Consider the following 16958-nt stretch of genomic DNA (forward strand, 5'->3'; position numbering starts at 1 on the left):
CAACGGGCGCGGCAGGGCAGAGTGTGGAATCACTCATGAGGAATCGCTTCCGCCGCGGAGACCGCGACGCTCTGGGGGAGCTGTACGACGAGCACGCCCAAGCGGTGTACCGCTATGCCCTGCGGGTGACGGGCAACTGGGCGGAGGCCGAGGACGTCGTCTCGTCGACCTTCCTGGAAGCGTGGCGCAGCCGCGAGAAGCTGCGCCCCGACGGGGACGGTCTGCGCCCGTGGCTGCTGGGCATCGCCACCAACATCATGCGCCGCAACGCGCGCACACGCCGAAGCCGCGAGACCGCGCTCGCCCGCGTCCCGGAACGCGGCTCGATCCCGGACTTCGCCGACGATCTCGTCACGCACCTCGCGGACAGCGAGCAACTGCGTGCCGCGCACGCCGCTCTCGCCCGCCTGCGGCGCCGGGACCGGGAGGTCTTCACGCTGGTGGTGTGGGCCGGCCTGGACTACGCGGCAGCGGCCGAGGCGCTCGGCGTGGCGGTCGGCACCGTCCGGTCGCGCCTGTCCCGCGCCCGTACCCGACTGCGCGAGCTCACCGAGGCCGAAACCCGCGCCACACGCGCGCGGGACACGCGGGCCGAAACCGAACGGTCACCCGCGGCGGGAAACGGAGCCCCCGCCGCGACCACCCCCGCCACCACCACCCCCGACAAGCCACTGCCGGGCCGCACCCCCGTGGCCCCGTTGCTGACCCAGGAGAACCACGGATGAACTTCACCTCGCGGCGCCGTACGCACCACCGGTCCGAGGAGACCGAAGGTCCCGGCCTCACCGCACTGCTGCCCCCGCCGTCGGTCCCCGGCCTGGACCCCGACCGTGAACTGCTGCTGAAGGAAGCGCTGCTGCGCGAGGCCGCCATCGCCGAACCGCGTGGCGGCCTCACCCCCCGGGCCTCGCGCCCGCGCCGACGTCTGGTCCGGGTCATGGTGCCCGCTGTCGCCTGCGCCCTGGCGGTCGGCGGCGTCGTGGTGGTCAACCTCCCGGACGCGCCGGGGCACGGCACCACCGCGGTCCCGGGCGGCCGCACCCCCGGCACGTCGAAGGCGGCCCAGCTCCTCGATCACATCGCGCTCGCCGCCGCCGGGGAGAAGCAACCGACGGTCCGCGCCGACCAGTTCGTGTACATCGAGAGCAAGGTCGCCTTCGCCGGGCAGGGCGCCGGGGGCGGCAAGGTGACCACGCCTTCCGCGCACACGCGGCAGGTGTGGCTGTCCGCCGACGGCAGCCGCCCCGGCCTGTTGCGCGAGGAGGGCGAGCCCGACTCCTCGCTCGGCGGCGACGCACCGGTCTACGACCTCGACCGCCGAGGGGCGACACCCCGACCCCGCACCGCACACAAGAAGGGCGCGTCGATCAGCGACCCGACGCACGCGTACGTCGCGTCGCTGCCCACCGACCCGGACGCGCTGCTGAAGCTGATCCGGGACGAGACCCACGGGCAGGGCCAGGACCCGGACCAGCGAGCCTTCACCGCGATCGGCGACCTGCTGGCCGAGACCTGGGCACCCCCGCAGGTCGGCGCCGCGCTCTACAAGGCCGCCGCGAAGATCCCCGGCGTCACGGTGATCGATGCGGCCACCGACGCCGCAGGACGCGAGGGCGTAGCCGTCGCCCGTACGGCACACGGGCAGCAGACGCAGTGGGTCTTCGACCGGACCACGTACGCGTTCCTCGGCGAGCGCACGGTCCTCACCGAATCCGGCGACGCCGGACCGGCCGGAACCGTTGTCGGCACCTCCGCGGTCCTCACCAGGGCCGCGGTCGACCGTACCGGCGAGACTCCCGCCCCGACGAGGGCGTAACACGGCAGCCCCGCACACTCGCGCGGCCTGAACGGCCCCGTCCCCGGTCCGTCTTCGCTGCGGGCCGGGGACGTGGCGTTCAGGTGGGGAAGCTGTCGTCCTTGACCGCGGCGACGAAGGCCGACCAGTCGGCCGCCGGGAAGACGAGGGCGGGGCCGTGCGGGACCTTGGAGTCGCGGACGGGGACGCCGGAGGGGTGACTGTCCAGGACCTCGACGCAGCTGCCGGATTCGCTTCCGCTGTGCGACGACTTGCGCCAGCCGCTGAGCGTGGATGCGTCCAGGACGGTGCGGTCAGTCATGGTGTGCGTATTCCTTCACTGTCGCCCTCAGCAGGGCTTGTGACTCCTTCAGCGGCAGGGCGTCGCTCAAAGCGAGATCGTAGCGGCTCTGCAACTGCCTCACCACGGACGGAGAGTCATGCACCTTCCCCATGCGTAGGGCCTCGCTGTACGCCACGGGCGGTTGGTCCTCGAACCACATCAGGGTGAGCATGCTCTCCATGAGCGGGTGAAAGCCCAGCGCGAAGGGCAGCACGTGCACACGGATCCGCTCGGTCTCGGCCAGCCGGACGATGTGCATGAGCTGCTCCGCCATGACGTCGGGCCCGCCTACGGGGCGATGCAGCACTGCCTCGTCAAGCAATGCCCAGACTACGGGCGTCACCGGATCATTCAGGATCTTGGCTCGTTCAAGGCGTGTGACGACGTGCTTGTCACGCTCTTCGTCGCTCTTGGGCGGGAACGCCGGGCCGAGCACCGCGCGAGCGTATCTCTCCGTCTGAAGGATGCCGGGCACGAAGTTCAGAGCGAACTCTCTGATCATCGTGGCCTGCTGTTCGAGCTGGCGCGCGGGCTCGAAGAAGTCGGCGATCGTGCCGTCATTCTTGCCCGGCAGAAAACTGCTCAGTACGTTCCCCGTGTTGAGGGCCTTGTCCAGGCGCCGGGCGTCCTCCTCCGACGGGATGCGGCGCCCCGCCTCGATGTGCGAGATGTGCGACCGCGTCATGATCGCCGCGTCGGCCAGCTCCTGCTGCGTCAGTCCGGCCGCTTCCCGCTGCGCCTTCAACCAATCGCCATAGGTATTACTCATGGTCAACTCCCGTGCGCCAAAGGGCCTGTCACCTGGAACCCCCTGGCGAGCCTAGTCCGGACCGTCTCACTCTGTGAGTGGATCGCTACACAGCGATGACTCGCCCGGACGTCGGCCGCCGCCGTCGCACGGTCCGGAAAACGGCCATCTACTTCAACGGAGTTGACGACGTGCTGCGCTGTATCGCCGATGCTTTTGAGCCGCCGCTGCGGTCCCTGTTGCTTGCCCAGGGGTGTCACCGGCCCATGGACTCGTATCGCGCCGCGTCTCCCGCAGGCGTACGCCCCGTGCCGGGCATCGGTATCGCGCCTCGCCCGATCCGTGGTGTCGAGGTGACCGCGTGATCGCCCCGAACGCCCCTGGCTCCGATTCGGTACGACTGCTTCCGTGGTCCGGCGTGGACGGCAACCCGTGTTACGTCATCGGTGACGGGACCGGATACGTCTCCCGCGTCGCCGACAACGTCGAGAGCGTGCAGCTCGGCATGGCCGCCGAACTCCTCGACCACGTCGACGACATGCTCGGCGATTCCGAGGTCACGTCGGTGCAGCTCCGTTATGTCGTGGCCCGCATGGCCGAGGCGCTGCGCGATGTGTGCCGCATTGCCGAGAGCCGGGGCCTTCGTCTCCGGGCCTCCGGCCAGGGGCCCGGCGTCCCGGACGCCGACGCGTGTCCTTCGGAGTCCTGAACCACCCTGAACCCAGCATGCCCCGGCCCGGTGATGCCCCTCGCGTCCTGGGCCGGAGGCGGTGCGAAGCCTCTTGGGAGGTCCGGGGTGACGAAGTCGGCGAGCGGGCCCGGTCGCACATGACCGTCTCAGCGGGGGAGTCGACCGTGAGCACCGATTCGCGCGACGGCGCAGACGACTACGCGTGTTCCTCATGGACGCGCCAAGCGCACACTCGTTCATAATGTGACTAATTGAAATATCTCTTTCAGTTGGTGGCAAAGCGGGAAATGAGGTGGGTGAAGGGCCCGGGAGGCCCGACACCAGCAGGCAGGACGGCTTCGGCCCCCCCCGACCCCCGCGCATCCGGCTCGACCGGCTCGACCGGCGAGCGTTGCGGCTTCTGCCGCATTCCATGAACCCGCGGGCGACACAGAGCGAAACCAAGGGCTTCTCCCGATGTTCCGGACACATCCGCGGCAATGCACCGCGGTTCGTGAGGGGCCCTGCCGTGCCGGAACCACGACACACGGAGGTGCCATGCCGAGGGTGGAGCACCCGGAGGCGAGCTGGGTGGAAGTGAACCTGGCTCCGCGGTCGAGTGCGTGGCCGCGTCTGTACGCCTGGCTCGCCGACACCGCGCGCGACCTCCTCGACGCGCACACCGCACACGCCTTCTTCTTCATGCACAAGCAGCCGGGGTTGCGCGTGCGCTTCCAGGCGTTCGGGGCGGACGACGCCGTAGGGCTGCGGGTCGAACTCCAGGGCCGCTTGACGGAGTTCGACGGGCTCATCGCCCCACCGGTGTACGCGGTGTACGAGCCGGAGTCTTATCTCTTCGGCGGCCCCGCCTCCATGCCGTGGGTGCACGAGGTGTTCACGGCGGACTCGCTGGCCTGGCTCGACCACCACGCCCGACGCTGGGACGGCGACGGGCAGGCGCGGGCCGACTGGCGGCTCTCCCTCCTGCTGATCCGCGAGATGTTCGACGGCCTGGGGATCGTCGAGCGGGAACACCGGAGCGTCTGGGAGGCGGTGCGCACGGACACCGGACGCGCCCTGGCCGACGGCCCCCGGGACATCGCGCTCCGCCAGGCCGCCCAGGGCATCCGCGTCTACTGGCAACGGCCGCGCGCCCAACTGCTGGACGGGATGCCGGAGGCCTGGCGCGCGTCGCAGGAGCTCCATGGTGAGGCCGTGCGCCGGGCGGCGGATCGCTGGCGCACCGGCTACTTCGAGTCGGGCGTCGCGGTGCGTGGACCGCGCCGTGCCGCCGCCCACGCCGTGATCTTCCACTGGAACCGGGGGCGGCTGTCGTACGCCCGGCAGAGCCTGGTCGCCGAGGCCCTGGCCGACGACGGGGCGGTGGACTGACATGGCCGAAGCCCGAATCCGCTCGCGTCACGCCGCGACCGGGGCAGGCTCCTCGGCGGTACCGCTCCGGGGCGCGCCTCCGGGGGCCCCTGTTCGACCATGCCGACGCGGTCGAGCGGCAGACATCAACTGCTGACGGCTCTCCACCCGGACATCACCTGTCCACCGCCGAGTTGAACGGAGCCACCCGGACCTATCCGGGTGGCTCCCCCCGACGAGGAGCTCCGATGTACCCAGGCAGCCAGGCCCCGCCGCGCCGCGCGGCTCTCGATAGCGCCGTCCGAATCGCCGTCCGACTGCTCGACGACTTCTCCGAGGGCGAGCATGCGACGCCCGATCCCGGCATTCCCGTACTTGCCTGTCTGGTCGCCGAGACGCGGGGTCCGGCGGCGCGGACGCCCGACCCCGTGGCGGCGGCGAGCGCCGGACGCGCGGTGGACGCGTGGGCGCGGGACATCGGCCGCGGCGCCTGCCATTGCGGGCTGTACGACGGCGGGTTGGCCGGAACGCTCGTCGGCCTGCGGCTCGGCGCCCGCATCCACCCACCCCTGCACCACGCCGCCGACCGGCTGCTCGACCACCTGCTGGACACGGCGGGGGCGCGCCCCTGGCGGACGGCGGACGTCGGCCTGTCCGACTACGACCTCATCAGCGGACCGTCCGGCACCCTGCTGGCACTCTGCGTCGGCACACCCCAGCCGAGACGGGGCCAACTCCTTCCATTCACGGCACACTTGACGGAGTTGTGCGACAGCGGTGACCTGCGCCGGCTGCGGGCCGGCCAGTACTCCGGCCACCCGCACCTGGGCTGGATGCAGGGCCGCGTGAACACCGGCATGGGGCACGGCGTGGCGGGGCTCGTCGCCGCGCTCACCGCCGCCGTCCGCCGCGTCGGTCCGGAGCAGGAGCTGCTGGACGCGCTGCGCGGTGCCACCCGTTGGCTGGTACGGCAGTCCTTCGACGACAACCGGTCCATCCGTAGCTGGGACCCGGCCGGGCTCGACGGCCTGCCTCCGTCCGGGGCTCGCTCCCGGCAAGCGTGGTGTTACGGCACCCCCGGTGTCACCTGGGCGCTGTGGGACGCGGCCGATGCCCTGGGCGACCGGTCGACGGCCGACTGGGCGGCGACCGCGTTCACCACCCTCGCGGAGCGGTACGACGAGGACCTCGACCTCTTCGGTGATCCTCTGACGGACCGACTCGGGCTGTGCCACGGTGCCGCGGGTGTGCTCGCCGTTGCGGACGCGTTCCACCGCTGGGCCGGCCTGCCGGCCGCCGCCATCCTCGGCGACCGCCTGGCCGATCACCTGGGCCGACGGCTCCCGGCGGCGCTCACCTCCGGCGCACCCCGAACCAACCGGCCAGGTGGGACCTCGGCAGCTCGGACCTCCCTGCTCGACGGAGCCCCGGGCGCACTGAGCGCCCTCCTCACCGCCGACCACAACGCCTCGCGCGACTGGCTGCCCTGCCTCGGGCTGCGGTAGCGGAACCAGGTGTTGCGGGACATGACGGTAGCGGCCATCAACGAGTGACTGCGGCCAGTGTGCTCGACACCTTCCCGGCACGGAGGGCCCTCTGCCCGGGTACAGATGCTGCACCGTCCGACCCCGGGGGCCGGCTTCCTTGAGCGATGGTGCACTCGGAACTGCATAAGCACGTTTGGCTGCGCCTGACCGGGCGACTGCCCGGACACAGGGCGCAGCTCTCACTGATCGAGGGTGCCGCAGTACGGCATCGGCCTGACGCGACGGCCGGTCAGACGCCGGTCAGGTGGTCAAGACGTTCGTGATCGTCTCCGCGACCACCAGGGCCTGGAGGTCGCGGCCGGTGCGGTTCGGGTGGACGTACCAGGGCAGCCGCATCCCGAGGGCGTCAACCTCGGACGGCTCCAGCATGGCGCCGATGCCCCGTCGATAGCCGTCGCACGCGGTGTGGGCGCCGGACTGGTGATAGATGTCGGCGAAGGTGACCCCTGCGGCCTGTGCCTCGCGGTCCATCAGGTCGTTGAGGGGTTCCTGGACTTTCCGGTCCAGGAACTTCAGGGCGTCCTGCTTGATGTCGGCGAGTGGCTTCTCGGTACCACCCGGGACGGCGTTGAGGCACCTGGCGGTGTCCTCGGGCACGATCCTGGGGTAGCCCACCAGCACGGTCTTCGCGTGGGGGGACGCTTCGTGGATCTCCTTGAACATCCGGCGCAGGTCTTTCTCGACCGTCGCGAAGCGTTCCTTGAGCCAGGTGGCCCCGTCACCGTGCTCGAAGAACTCGGCGCAGTCGGCGGCCGGGGAGTCCTCGTCCACGGGGGCGGCGGGCAGCAGCACTCCCTCGAAGCCCCGCAGCCGATCGGAGCACTGCTTCATGATGGGGGCGAAACCGACGGTGTTGCCGCCGAGACTGCCCACCACCAGCTGGGTGTCCGCGCGCAGGGCGTTCCGCTGCGGTTCGGCGCTCGTGCCGTCCACCAGTTGCTGCGGCTCCCACACATGGCGGATCTCCGCGCCGCCACAGGACACATCCGCCTGGACGTCGACGTCGACGCCCTCCTCGGCCAGCTCGTCGACGGCCACCGCAGGGTAGCTGTCCAGGGCCCGGAAGCACCAAGGGGCCGAGTGGTGGGTGGGCGCGATACCGAAGTTGGCGGTGTAGGAGTCGCCGATGAACACGGTGCGCACTGGCTCCGCCGGGGCACCGGCGGCCGGGGCCACGGCAGACAGACACGTTCCCAGTGCCACGAACGCGGCAACGATCACAGACTTTCGCACGAAGGATTCCTCCACGAAGGGGCGGCCTGAGCAGGGCCGAATGCGGCATGGGACGGTGCGGTGCGCCGATACGCACCAGCGGTGCCCCTGCCGGGTACGCCGACCTGATTGGTGCGACGCTGCCTCCCCGCTCGCTCATGACAGTGGCAGAGACAGAAGCCCAGGTGGCAGCGGTGATCGGCCATGTCACTCACAGGGGGCATGCGTCCGGCATTCCTCACACCAGTGGCAATCACGGCGCCTGGTCACTGCCCGGCGTACGCCGTCGGCTCACCAGCGGCTGCCCAGAGCAGGAAGTGCCTCGGGATCGACGACGCCGCAGGTCCGTGCGCTGGCGCTGTGTGAACCGCGTCGCGCTTCTGGGGTTCCCCCGCTGCGCGGAAGATGCTGATCAGCTGGCCAGGAGGGGGTGATGGGTGTTCAGGTTCGTTTGTTCAGCGGTCGCCTGCTTGGTGTAGTGCTTCTCCTCGAACTCGATCGGACTGAGCCAGCCGAGCCGCTCCTGGATGCGTCGGCTGTTTTAGAAGCCGTCGATGACGCGGCGGTGCTGGCCGCCTGGCGCTCCACTGCTCGGCGCCGCCGGACCGGGAACCGGCGGCCCAGAGGCCGTACGGCGCCCGCCCGCGAGGCCATCGGATCACCGCCGGGCCGGGCTGCTCGCAGCGGCGGTACCGCCGTCCGCAGGGGAGGCGGCGAATCCCGGCCCGGAGCATCAACGAGTGGCCGGAGTCCCCTCCGCGTAGCTCAGCCCGTGCCCGAACGAGTACAAGGGGTCGGCGGTGTCGAAGGGAACGTCGGAGCGGCTGGCCACGACGGCCTCCATCGACGACGGCAGATCGAAGGGCAGATTGCCCTGCGGCTCCGCCTCGCCGAACAGCACCTTCACGAACGCCTCTTCGGCGGCACCGAAGTTCACGGTGAGTGCGGCGGCGCCCTCGCTGAGACCGGTGAGGACGGCGGGGCGGTCGAGGTAGACGTCGATGACGGTGGGCACGGTCCGGCAGATGCGGCCCACCCGCTCGATCTCCTCCTCGGGGAAATCGAGGGAACCGGCGTGGAAGAAGGACTCCAAGGTGCCCTCCTCGCCGCGCTGCTCGAAGGGGGCGGCCAGGCGCAGCACGGCGACGTCGGCCTCTTCGGGGGTGCCGACGAGTTCGGCCCGAGTACCGACCGCGGCGGCGGAGAGGCCCTCGGCGTACAGGCGCAGCGGGCCCACGGTCAGGGGGAGCTGTGCCGGCCCGGCGGCGTTGGCGAGCAGGACGTGCGCGGCCGACTGGGCAGCGAGCCCGACGGCGCGCGCCCCGGCCGTACCGACGCGGACGTCGGCGCTGTCCGCGTCGACGAAGGGGTTGTCGAACAGGCCCAGGCGGAACTTCTCGCGCAGCAGACGGCGTACCGAGGTGTCCAGGCGCTCTTCGGTGACCTTTCCGGCCTTGACCAGGTCCGTGAGCACCTGGGGCCGGAACTCCCCGCCGAACTGGTCGACTCCGGCGTCCAGCGCCTTCAGCATGCGCTCCTCGAAAGAGAGGTGCTCCACACCCCAGTTCTTGTGGCTGAGGATCGACCAGTCGGTGCACACGATTCCGTCGTAGCCGAGCGTGTCGCGGAGCAGTCCGCTGATGATCCCCTTGTTGAAGCCGAAGCCGACCTCTTCGTGCTCGGTGCCGACCGGCATGCCGTAGTACGGCATCATCTGGGCGACACCGGCTCCGATGACGGCCTTGAACGGTTCGAGGTGGTAGTCGAAGTTGCCGCCCGGGTAGACCTGCTCGCGCCCGTAGTCGAAGTGCGGGTCCTCGCCGTCCAGTTGCGGTCCGCCGCCGGGGAAATGCTTGGCCATCGCCGAGACCGACTCCGGTCCGACCTGGTCGCCCTGGAGCCCCTGCACGTAGGCCACGGCCAGTTCGGAGGTGAGGGAGGCGTCCTCGCCGAAGGTGGTGCTGATGCGCGCCCAGCGCGGTTCGGTCGCGAGGTCGATCTGAGGGTGCAGCGCGACCCGGATGCCCACGGCGAGGTACTCGCGCCGCACGGTGTCGGACCACTTCTTCACGAGGTCGGGCGAACCGATGGCGGCGAAGCCGAGAGGCTCGGGCCACTGGGAGAACGGACCGGCCATCAGCGCGGTTGCGGGGTTGTCGGTGAAGGCATGGCGCGGGTCGCTGGAGATGGTCGCCGGGATTCCCAGCGGCTGTTCGAGGGCCATCCGCTGGATCATGTTGTGCCATTCGGCGAGCTCGCGGGCGCCCTTCGCCCACAGGATGTTGAAGTGGTTGATGCGCCTGGAGAGGAGGGTGGCCATGCTCGGCATCCCGAACAGACCGGGTTCTTCGAGGTCGGCGATGTTGCCCATGGCGTGGAACATCAGGCCGGCCTTGGTCTCGATCGGCATGCGGGCGAGCAGGTCCTCGACCCTCTGCTCGACGGCCAGTGTCGGGTCCTGGTAGGGGAAGCGGGATTCGGTACCCATGGCGGAGACGACCTTCTTCGGTTGAGGGGTGAGACGGGACATGGCTGGCAGGGGTGGGACGGGACGCGTCCCGGGTGCGCGTGCCGAGTGCGCTCGTCAGGCGGCGTTCTTGATCCGGGTGACGAGCAGGGCCCCGACGAGGCAGAACGCAGCGGCGACGGCGAACCACACCGAGTAGCCGGAGCCTGCGAACAGGGCGTCACCCATCGGGATGACGACGAGGCCGGCCAGGAACGGAGACAGGGAACTCGGCAGTGTGTTGGCGATGTTGAGCACGCCCAGGTCCTTCGCAGTGTCGTCCTTGTTGGGCAGCAGGCTGATGCTGAGCGCGTTGTCGACCGCGAAGAACATGCCGGCGCCACAGCCGAGAACGGCCTCCAGCACCAGCAGGGCGCCCAGTCCCGCACCGTCCATGAACGGCGTGACGGTCACGACGGCGAGTGCCGCGGCCATGACCAGGCCCGATCCGATCACGAACGGCTTGCGACGGCCGGTGCGGTCGGACAGCACCCCGCCGACGATGCTGAACACCACGAGTGCGGCCACGCTGACGCCGTTGGCGAGGGCGTTGAACCGCAACTGCTCATCGGTGTCCTCCATGCCGAAGTCCGCCGCGAGGAAGAGCGTCAGATAGCCGGTGAGCGCCCCGTAGCCGAGCAGGATGAAGAACTTGCTCAGCCAGACCCATCCCAGGTCGGGATGCTTGCGCGGGTCGAACACGAACGACAGCAACAGGCTGCGCATGTTCAGGGGTTGTGAGGGCGCCTCGGTGCGCACCCGGTCCGGCAGCCGGAAGGCGAACCAAAGCCCGAGCACGAGCGCGACGAGGGCCGGAACGAGGAACCGCAGCAGGTCGCTGGGGAGCGTGGACAGCAGAACCGCCCCCGCCAGCATGCCGACCGGCGTCACCGCGCCGACAATGCCGGACACACTGCCCCGTTCGGCGTCCGGCACCTGATCGGCCACGGTCGCCCCGGCAGCGGCGAAGGCGAAGTTCGCCGCGCCCTGGGCGACGCACCAGCCCACCAGCAGTACGGGTATGCCGGGCGCGACGGCGCAGACTGTCAGGGCCGCGGTCATGACGATCACCCCGCCGACGAGGAACGGCCGGCGCATGCCGAACCGGGAGGTGCAGCGGTCCGACAGGCGGCCGGCCAGCGGCTGGCACACCATCGCGAACGCCGCTCCCGTTCCCGTGACGAGCCCGAGGTACGAGGGGGCTGCGGCCACTCCGACCAGATGCTGGATCTTGACCGAGAGGCCACCGGTCACCGGGGCAAGTACCGCGAGGTACATCCCGAACTGTCCGATTGCCAGACGCCGCACGAAACCGTGCGGCGTCTGCACAGGCTCGGCCGCGACGGAGGGCGGGCAGGTGTCGAGCATGAGGGCTCCTATGAGGCCGGCCACGACGACGTGGCAGTTCGCCCAATTGCTACACGCGTGTAGCTTTCTGTCAAGCTCCCCTGATAGCGTTCGTTCATGCCCCCGTCAGCCAAGGCGCCGCCCCCCTCGCCCCGACCGTCCGCCGCCCACCGGCCCGGAGTGCAGCGGGGCGGCTACGCCAAGGGGCGCGCCCGCCGCGCCGCGATCATCCACACCGCCGCCGAGTACTTCGCGCAGCACGGATTCGCCCCGGTGACGATCGTCGACCTCGCCGTCGCCTGTGGCATCTCACGGGCCGGACTGCTGCGCTACTTCCCCGACAAGGAGTCACTGCTCCAGGCCGTCCTGGAGGACCGGGACCGCCTGGACCGCGACCGTTTCCAGCCCTATACGCAGATACCCGGTGGCCTCGGCATCCTGCGCGGAATGGTCGACCTGGCAGGCCACAACGAGCTCTCGCCCGGTCTCATCGCGCTGTTCGTACGCCTCTCCGCGGAGGCATCGGACCCGGACCATCCCGCCCACCCGTACTTCGCCGGGCGCTACGACCGCATCCGGCGCGGCACCGCCCACGCCTTACGAAAGGCCCGTGATGCCGGCCACGTGCGCCATGACGTGGATCCCGACGACGCCGCGGTTCGCCTGACCGCCCAGATGGACGGCCTGCAGGCGCAGTGGTTGTTCCACCGCGACATCGACATGGCCCACCACGTGCGCAGGGCGATACTCGACCTCCTGACCGAGCAGGGCAGAGCCGCGTTCGACGCCACGCACTGACACGACAGCGCCCACATCCCCAGGGCGGTGTGTCCGGCGGACACACACCCCGCCGGACACACCATGAACACCCCCATGGGACACGCCCCTTCGTCCGCGTCATCGGCCGGACGGCATTCGGCGCGCGCTGCTCGACGCGCCGCGCTCCTGTCACTCCCACCGCGAAGGCGGGCTCGGCCTGGAGCAGGCAGAACTCATTTCCCTCGGGGTCCTCGCCTCGCCCGGCCGGGCCGCCGGGCGACGGTAGTTCGAAGATGCGGCGCAGTCCCGGCCGTCCTGAGGGATCTCTCCCGTTTCGCCGTCGAGCAGGCCCGCGTTCACGGAGTCGGGGCCGGGTGCCAGGGTGCGTCGGGAAGGGTGGGGCGGGCGTCCGCGGCCAGCCGGAGCGCGTACACCGGGCGTTCGCCGGGCACGGGGCCCAGGTAGTCGTGGCCGACCATGTGGCACCAGGCAGGCAGGTCGAGGGGCGCGGCCGGGTCCGTCGCGATCACGTACACCACGGTGCCTGGCGGCGCTCCCTCGATCCGCCTGCGAAGACGCAGCAGGAGCGTGACGCACAGCAGTCCGGTGCCATCAACGGTGAGGTCCGCCGGGGGCGTCAGGTCGGGGCTCACCGGGGCAGGGTCTGGGTGACGCGCCACAGGCGGCGGGGCAGGTCGCCCTCCTCGAAGGCGTGGACCTCATCGAGCGTCCAGCCGTCGGCGAGGGAGTCGACCAGATGGCGGGGGAAGAAATGCACGGCGAAACCACCGTGTTCGTGGATGTCGTCGCCGTGTGCGGTGCCGGTGCCGTAATGGGCGTCGCCGGTGTGCCGGACGGTGTAGACGAGGGTCCCGCCGGGCCGCAGCACGCGACGGACCTCGCGCACGAGGCCGCGGATCTCCTCGGTGGACAGGGCCATGCACAGCAGCATGTGCGCGAAGACCGCGTCCACGGACGAGTCCGGCAGAGCCAAGGGCTCGCGTACGTCGTGGACCGTGGTGGTCACCCGCTCGGCGTCGTCGCTCATGTCTGCTTGCTTCCCGTTCCGGATTCCTCGGCAGCTTAAGGGCCGTCCTGGAGGGCGCTGGTCAACGCCTGGCGCAGCTGGTCGGCCGTCGGTACGCCGGCCAGGCCGTCCGGGGTCCGGTACATGCGGCAGGTCAGTCCGGGGGCGCGGCCGGGCTCGGCGAAGGGGTCGCGTCCGTCGATCAGGATCGTCGGCGAGCCGGTGAAATGCGCGGCCTCCGCCTCGTCCTGGCTGGTGAGGGTGTGGGTCCGGAACGTCACATGGTGCAGGTCCAGCCTGTCGAGCTCCTGACGGAGGAGGCCGGCGGCGGTCCGGGTGTTCGGGCAGTCGGGCACGACCAGTAGTTCGATGTTCATGGCGTTGTTGTGCGTGTTGTGCATGGTGTGTTCCCGTCTGGCTCAGGTTGCAGTGGCACGGGTCGGCCTCCGAGGCGGCGGCCGGTGTCGTGGCGTCGGTACGTCAGGAGTGTCGCGGCTCATCGCTGCCGCAACGCGAACCACAGCTCCGTCCGTACGTCCATGTCGTCCAGGTCCGCGTCCAGCAGTGTCGCGCAGCGGGCGATGCGCTGGCGGACCGTGTTGCGGTGGACCTGGAGGGCCGCGGCCGTGCGGTCCCAGCTGCCGTGCAGGCTCAGCCAGCAACGCAGGGTCTCGGCCAGGGGCTCGGTGAGCGGGGCGAGGAGGGCGCGGGCGTGGGCCTCCGCCTGGTCGGGAGGGATCAGGGCGGCCAGGCCGGCTCCGGCGCCGGTGTGGTGGTGGGCCAGTGGGGTGCGGGTGGCCACGGCGCGGCCCAGGGCGCGGGACGCCTGGCCGTCGGCGAGGTCGAGTGCCGTGATGGGTGCGGGGGAGGAGGCGCCGAGCGTCCAGCCGGGCTGCGGGGTGATCCGGTCGCCGCCGGGGACCAGGACCCTGACGGCGTCACGGCCCCGGCCCGCGTCGACCAGGGCCGAGCCGAGGGCGGCCCCCAGCGCCCCGGCGGTGAGCGGGTCGACCGGGCCGTCGCCGCTGCGGCGCGCGTGCACCACCGTCCACTGCTCGGCGCCGCCGAGCAGCGGCGCGACGTCCTGCGGGTCCGCGCCCAGCAGCAGCCGTACGAGGGCGGCCGACCGGCCCGCCGCGTCGGCGCCCTGGTGCGGGGCGGCCAGCAGGGAGAGCAGGACGACAGCGACCCCGGCGATGGTGTGGTCGCCCGCCTCGCGCCGGTCCGTCGCCAGCGCCAGGACGAGGCCCTGCCCGCCGCCCAGCGCGTACGCGGACAGGTGCGCCTCCCGCACAGTGTCGGTCGCGGACGTCGGGGCGGGGCGCGTCACCGTGGAGACCACCCGGGTGAGCCGGGTCAGCGCCGCCCCGATGTCGGGGGCCGGGCGGCGGCCCGCCGCGTGCAACTCCTCGCCGTCGGCGGAGAGCAGCACCGCCCGTCCCTCCAGCTGGGCCGCCAGCTGGTGCAGCACCGCGGGGATCGGGTCCGGCCTGGCCGCCGCCGTGGCCAGGGCCTGCTGGGCCCGGGTCACCCGGCGCAGTTCGCGGTGCCGGGCCTCGGCCATCAGCCGCCACACCGCCCGCGCGATCGCCGTGAACGGGACCTCGGGCGGCACCTCCACCAGCGGCAGCCCATGCCGGTCGCACGCCTCGATCAGCGCCTGTGGCACCGTGTCGAACACCGGCGTCACCCCGAAACCGAGCGCCGCCGCCCCCGCCTCCACCAGCCGGGCCACATAGGCGTCCGGGTCCTTGAGCAGCACCCCGGCGCTGAGCAGCAGCTCGCCGCCGAGCAGATACGGGTACGGGTCGGCCATCTCCGAGGTGTGCACCCACAACAGATCCGCCTCGGCCGGACCCGCGATCCGGTGCAGCCCGAGCTCCTCACGGGCGAGCAGTTCCGTGAGCGGGATCGGGGGCGTGGGGGGAGCGGAGAGGGGAGGGTGACTGGGCGGGGCGACCCCGGCCGAGGCTTCCGGCATGGACGGTCCATCCATCGAGGATTTCAATTATGGATGAAACGTACACTTCAGCGTCGCTTGCGGGCCACCTACCGTCTTCACCACATACGACGAGCGCACATGAGTGAAACGGAGGAAGCCCATGGCTGTCGACTACGCGGTGATCATCGTCTATCTGGCCGGCATGCTCGCCATGGGCTGGTGGGGCATGCGCCGCGCCAAGTCCAAGAGCGAATTCCTGGTGGCCGGGCGCCGCCTCGGCCCCTGGATGTACTCCGGCACGATGGCCGCCATCGTTCTCGGCGGCGCCTCCACCATCGGCGGCGTCGGCCTCGGCTACCAGTACGGGCTGTCCGGCGCCTGGATGGTCTTCACCATCGGCCTCGGACTGCTGGCCCTCTCCGTCTTCTTCTCGGCGCGCATCGCCCGGCTGAAGGTCTACACCGTCTCCGAGATGCTCGACCTGCGCTACGGCGGCCGGGCCGGGCTCATCTCCGGTGTCGTCATGTGGGCGTACACGCTGATGCTCGCGGTCACCTCGACCATCGCCTACGCGACCATCTTCGACGTGCTGTTCGACATGAACCGGACCGTCGCGATCATCCTCGGCGGCACCATCGTCGTCGCGTACTCGACGCTCGGCGGCATGTGGTCGATCACGCTCACCGACATGGTGCAGTTCGTCGTCAAGACCATCGGTGTGCTGCTGCTCCTGCTCCCCATCGCGGTGATCAAGGCGGGCGGCTTCAGCGAGATGAAGGCCAAGCTGCCGACCGAGTACTTCGACCCGCTGGGCATCGGCGGCGAGACGATCTTCACGTACGTGCTGATCTACACCTTCGGCATGCTGATCGGCCAGGACATCTGGCAGCGGGTGTTCACCGCGAAGAGCGACCGGACGGCCCGCTGGGGCGGCACCGTCGCCGGTACGTACTGTCTGGTGTACGCGATCGCGGGCGCCGTCATCGGCACCGCCGCCAAGGTCATGTACCCGAACCTGTCCAGCGCGGACGCCGCGTTCGCCACCATCGTCAAGGACGAACTGCCCGTCGGCGTACGGGGACTGGTCCTGGCCGCCGCGCTGGCCGCGGTGATGTCCACCTCCTCCGGTGCACTGATCGCCTGCGCGACCGTCGCCAACAACGACATCTGGTCCCGGCTGCGGGGCGTCGTGTCGCGGGGCGGCGGCGAGGAGCACGACGAGGTGAAGGGCAACCGCGCCTTCATCCTCCTCATGGGTGTCGCCGTCATCGCCATCGCCATCGCGCTCAACAACGTGGTCGAGGCCCTGACCGTCGCGTACAACCTCCTCGTCGGCGGCCTGCTGGTGCCGATCCTCGGCGGACTGCTGTGGCGCCGCGGAACCGCGGCCGGTGCGCTGGCCGCGGTGTCGGTCGGTGGCGTCGCCGTGATCGGCCTGATGGCGACGTACGGAATCCTCGCCAACGAACCCGTCTACTACGGTCTGCTGGCCTCGCTCGCGGTATATGTGATCGTCTCCCTGGCGACGAAGCCGACCGACGCCGCGGTGCTGGCCGCCTGGCGCGAGCGGCTGGCGGGACGGGGCGCGGAGCCCGCGGAGTCCGCCCCGGAACCGGTCACCACGTAAAGCCTGTGCCGGGGGGCGCCGGGCGGGCCCGATCCTGCCCCGGCCGTCCCCCGGCCCCGCACAC

The 16958-nt window shown here is 70.9% G+C and carries 16 protein-coding genes; 7 read left to right on the forward strand and 9 right to left on the reverse strand.

Going from position 1 to position 16958, the window contains the following annotated elements; all coding sequences use genetic code 11:
• The first annotated feature begins 35 nt into the window (after positions 1-35).
• Together ACF1B9_RS10540 and ACF1B9_RS10545 are read left to right on the forward strand one after the other, a co-directional pair.
• On the forward strand, positions 36-725 hold the full coding sequence (locus ACF1B9_RS10540; RefSeq protein WP_391741006.1) for an RNA polymerase sigma factor: 690 nt from the start codon (positions 36-38) through the stop codon (positions 723-725).
• Positions 722-1816 (forward strand): CU044_5270 family protein, encoded by a 1095-nt coding sequence (locus tag ACF1B9_RS10545; protein ID WP_391741004.1) that lies wholly within the window; start codon positions 722-724, stop codon positions 1814-1816. The genes ACF1B9_RS10540 and ACF1B9_RS10545 overlap by 4 nt, the downstream gene beginning before the upstream one ends.
• A gap of 79 nt (positions 1817-1895) precedes the next feature.
• On the opposite strand, the gene ACF1B9_RS10550 is transcribed toward ACF1B9_RS10545, so the two are convergent.
• Both ACF1B9_RS10550 and ACF1B9_RS10555 read right to left on the reverse strand, forming a co-directional pair.
• Positions 1896-2117, reverse strand: a complete 222-nt coding sequence (locus ACF1B9_RS10550; protein ID WP_391741003.1) for a DUF397 domain-containing protein — start codon at positions 2115-2117, stop codon at positions 1896-1898.
• Entirely contained in the window at positions 2110-2907 is a 798-nt protein-coding gene (locus tag ACF1B9_RS10555) for a helix-turn-helix domain-containing protein (RefSeq protein ID WP_376270244.1), read from the reverse strand. Before ACF1B9_RS10555 ends, ACF1B9_RS10550 begins: the two co-directional genes overlap by 8 nt.
• Positions 2908-3247: 340 nt before the next feature.
• On the opposite strand from ACF1B9_RS10555, the gene ACF1B9_RS10560 reads away from it, so the two are divergent.
• The 3 genes from ACF1B9_RS10560 to ACF1B9_RS10570 all read left to right on the forward strand — a co-directional run bounded on the left by ACF1B9_RS10560 (position 3248) and on the right by ACF1B9_RS10570 (position 6432).
• Positions 3248-3595: a hypothetical protein gene (locus tag ACF1B9_RS10560; RefSeq protein ID WP_391741002.1), complete on the forward strand. Its 348-nt coding sequence runs from the start codon at positions 3248-3250 to the stop codon at positions 3593-3595.
• Between the two features lie 519 nt (positions 3596-4114).
• Entirely contained in the window at positions 4115-4948 is an 834-nt protein-coding gene (locus ACF1B9_RS10565; protein ID WP_391741001.1) for a thiopeptide-type bacteriocin biosynthesis protein, read from the forward strand.
• Positions 4949-5175: 227 nt separating this feature from the next.
• On the forward strand, positions 5176-6432 hold the full coding sequence (locus ACF1B9_RS10570; RefSeq protein WP_391741000.1) for a lanthionine synthetase LanC family protein: 1257 nt from the start codon (positions 5176-5178) through the stop codon (positions 6430-6432).
• 282 nt (positions 6433-6714) lie between these two features.
• Here ACF1B9_RS10570 and ACF1B9_RS10575 read toward each other — a convergent pair whose 3' ends face one another.
• The 3 genes from ACF1B9_RS10575 to ACF1B9_RS10585 all read right to left on the reverse strand — a co-directional run bounded on the left by ACF1B9_RS10575 (position 6715) and on the right by ACF1B9_RS10585 (position 11560).
• Entirely contained in the window at positions 6715-7707 is a 993-nt protein-coding gene (locus tag ACF1B9_RS10575) for an SGNH/GDSL hydrolase family protein (protein WP_391740999.1), read from the reverse strand.
• Between the two features lie 712 nt (positions 7708-8419).
• Complete coding sequence (locus ACF1B9_RS10580; protein WP_391740997.1) at positions 8420-10216, reverse strand: glycoside hydrolase family 3 protein; 1797 nt, start codon at positions 10214-10216, stop codon at positions 8420-8422.
• A 54-nt stretch (positions 10217-10270) separates the two neighbouring features.
• Entirely contained in the window at positions 10271-11560 is a 1290-nt protein-coding gene (locus ACF1B9_RS10585; protein WP_391740996.1) for an MFS transporter, read from the reverse strand.
• A gap of 96 nt (positions 11561-11656) precedes the next feature.
• Between ACF1B9_RS10585 and ACF1B9_RS10590 the strand changes: the two genes are divergently transcribed.
• Positions 11657-12337: a TetR/AcrR family transcriptional regulator gene (locus tag ACF1B9_RS10590; protein WP_391740995.1), complete on the forward strand. Its 681-nt coding sequence runs from the start codon at positions 11657-11659 to the stop codon at positions 12335-12337.
• Positions 12338-12654: 317 nt separating this feature from the next.
• Here the strand turns inward: ACF1B9_RS10590 and ACF1B9_RS10595 are convergent, their stop codons facing one another.
• The 4 genes from ACF1B9_RS10595 to ACF1B9_RS10610 all read right to left on the reverse strand — a co-directional run bounded on the left by ACF1B9_RS10595 (position 12655) and on the right by ACF1B9_RS10610 (position 15306).
• Positions 12655-12951, reverse strand: coding sequence for a sulfurtransferase TusA family protein (locus ACF1B9_RS10595; RefSeq protein WP_391740994.1), 297 nt, complete (start codon positions 12949-12951; stop codon positions 12655-12657).
• Positions 12948-13346, reverse strand: coding sequence for a methyltransferase domain-containing protein (locus ACF1B9_RS10600; protein WP_391740993.1), 399 nt, complete (start codon positions 13344-13346; stop codon positions 12948-12950). Before ACF1B9_RS10600 ends, ACF1B9_RS10595 begins: the two co-directional genes overlap by 4 nt.
• 35 nt (positions 13347-13381) lie before the next feature.
• Positions 13382-13726 (reverse strand): hypothetical protein, encoded by a 345-nt coding sequence (locus ACF1B9_RS10605; protein WP_391740992.1) that lies wholly within the window; start codon positions 13724-13726, stop codon positions 13382-13384.
• Between the two features lie 95 nt (positions 13727-13821).
• Positions 13822-15306, reverse strand: a complete 1485-nt coding sequence (locus ACF1B9_RS10610; protein WP_391740991.1) for a PucR family transcriptional regulator ligand-binding domain-containing protein — start codon at positions 15304-15306, stop codon at positions 13822-13824.
• Between the two features lie 121 nt (positions 15307-15427).
• Between ACF1B9_RS10610 and ACF1B9_RS10615 the strand changes: the two genes are divergently transcribed.
• Positions 15428-16894, forward strand: a complete 1467-nt coding sequence (locus ACF1B9_RS10615; protein WP_391740990.1) for a sodium:solute symporter — start codon at positions 15428-15430, stop codon at positions 16892-16894.
• The last annotated feature ends 64 nt before the right edge of the window (positions 16895-16958 follow it).

The organism is Streptomyces sp. NPDC014727, from assembly GCF_043083485.1.
Lineage (GTDB): Bacteria > Actinomycetota > Actinomycetes > Streptomycetales > Streptomycetaceae > Streptomyces.

What these genes read in the sequence shown, in the direction of transcription:
- ACF1B9_RS10540 (WP_391741006.1), top strand. Translation starts at nt 36, where the DNA reads ATGAGGAATCGCTTCCGCCGCGGAGACCGCGACGCTCTGGGGGAGCTG.
- ACF1B9_RS10545 (WP_391741004.1), top strand. Translation starts at nt 722, where the DNA reads ATGAACTTCACCTCGCGGCGCCGTACGCACCACCGGTCCGAGGAGACC.
- ACF1B9_RS10550 (WP_391741003.1), bottom strand. Translation starts at nt 2,117, where the DNA reads ATGACTGACCGCACCGTCCTGGACGCATCCACGCTCAGCGGCTGGCGC.
- ACF1B9_RS10555 (WP_376270244.1), bottom strand. Translation starts at nt 2,907, where the DNA reads ATGAGTAATACCTATGGCGATTGGTTGAAGGCGCAGCGGGAAGCGGCC.
- ACF1B9_RS10565 (WP_391741001.1), top strand. Translation starts at nt 4,115, where the DNA reads ATGCCGAGGGTGGAGCACCCGGAGGCGAGCTGGGTGGAAGTGAACCTG.
- ACF1B9_RS10570 (WP_391741000.1), top strand. Translation starts at nt 5,176, where the DNA reads ATGTACCCAGGCAGCCAGGCCCCGCCGCGCCGCGCGGCTCTCGATAGC.
- ACF1B9_RS10580 (WP_391740997.1), bottom strand. Translation starts at nt 10,216, where the DNA reads ATGTCCCGTCTCACCCCTCAACCGAAGAAGGTCGTCTCCGCCATGGGT.
- ACF1B9_RS10585 (WP_391740996.1), bottom strand. Translation starts at nt 11,560, where the DNA reads ATGCTCGACACCTGCCCGCCCTCCGTCGCGGCCGAGCCTGTGCAGACG.
- ACF1B9_RS10590 (WP_391740995.1), top strand. Translation starts at nt 11,657, where the DNA reads ATGCCCCCGTCAGCCAAGGCGCCGCCCCCCTCGCCCCGACCGTCCGCC.
- ACF1B9_RS10600 (WP_391740993.1), bottom strand. Translation starts at nt 13,346, where the DNA reads ATGAGCGACGACGCCGAGCGGGTGACCACCACGGTCCACGACGTACGC.
- ACF1B9_RS10605 (WP_391740992.1), bottom strand. Translation starts at nt 13,726, where the DNA reads ATGCACAACACGCACAACAACGCCATGAACATCGAACTACTGGTCGTG.
- ACF1B9_RS10610 (WP_391740991.1), bottom strand. Translation starts at nt 15,306, where the DNA reads ATGCCGGAAGCCTCGGCCGGGGTCGCCCCGCCCAGTCACCCTCCCCTC.
- ACF1B9_RS10615 (WP_391740990.1), top strand. Translation starts at nt 15,428, where the DNA reads ATGGCTGTCGACTACGCGGTGATCATCGTCTATCTGGCCGGCATGCTC.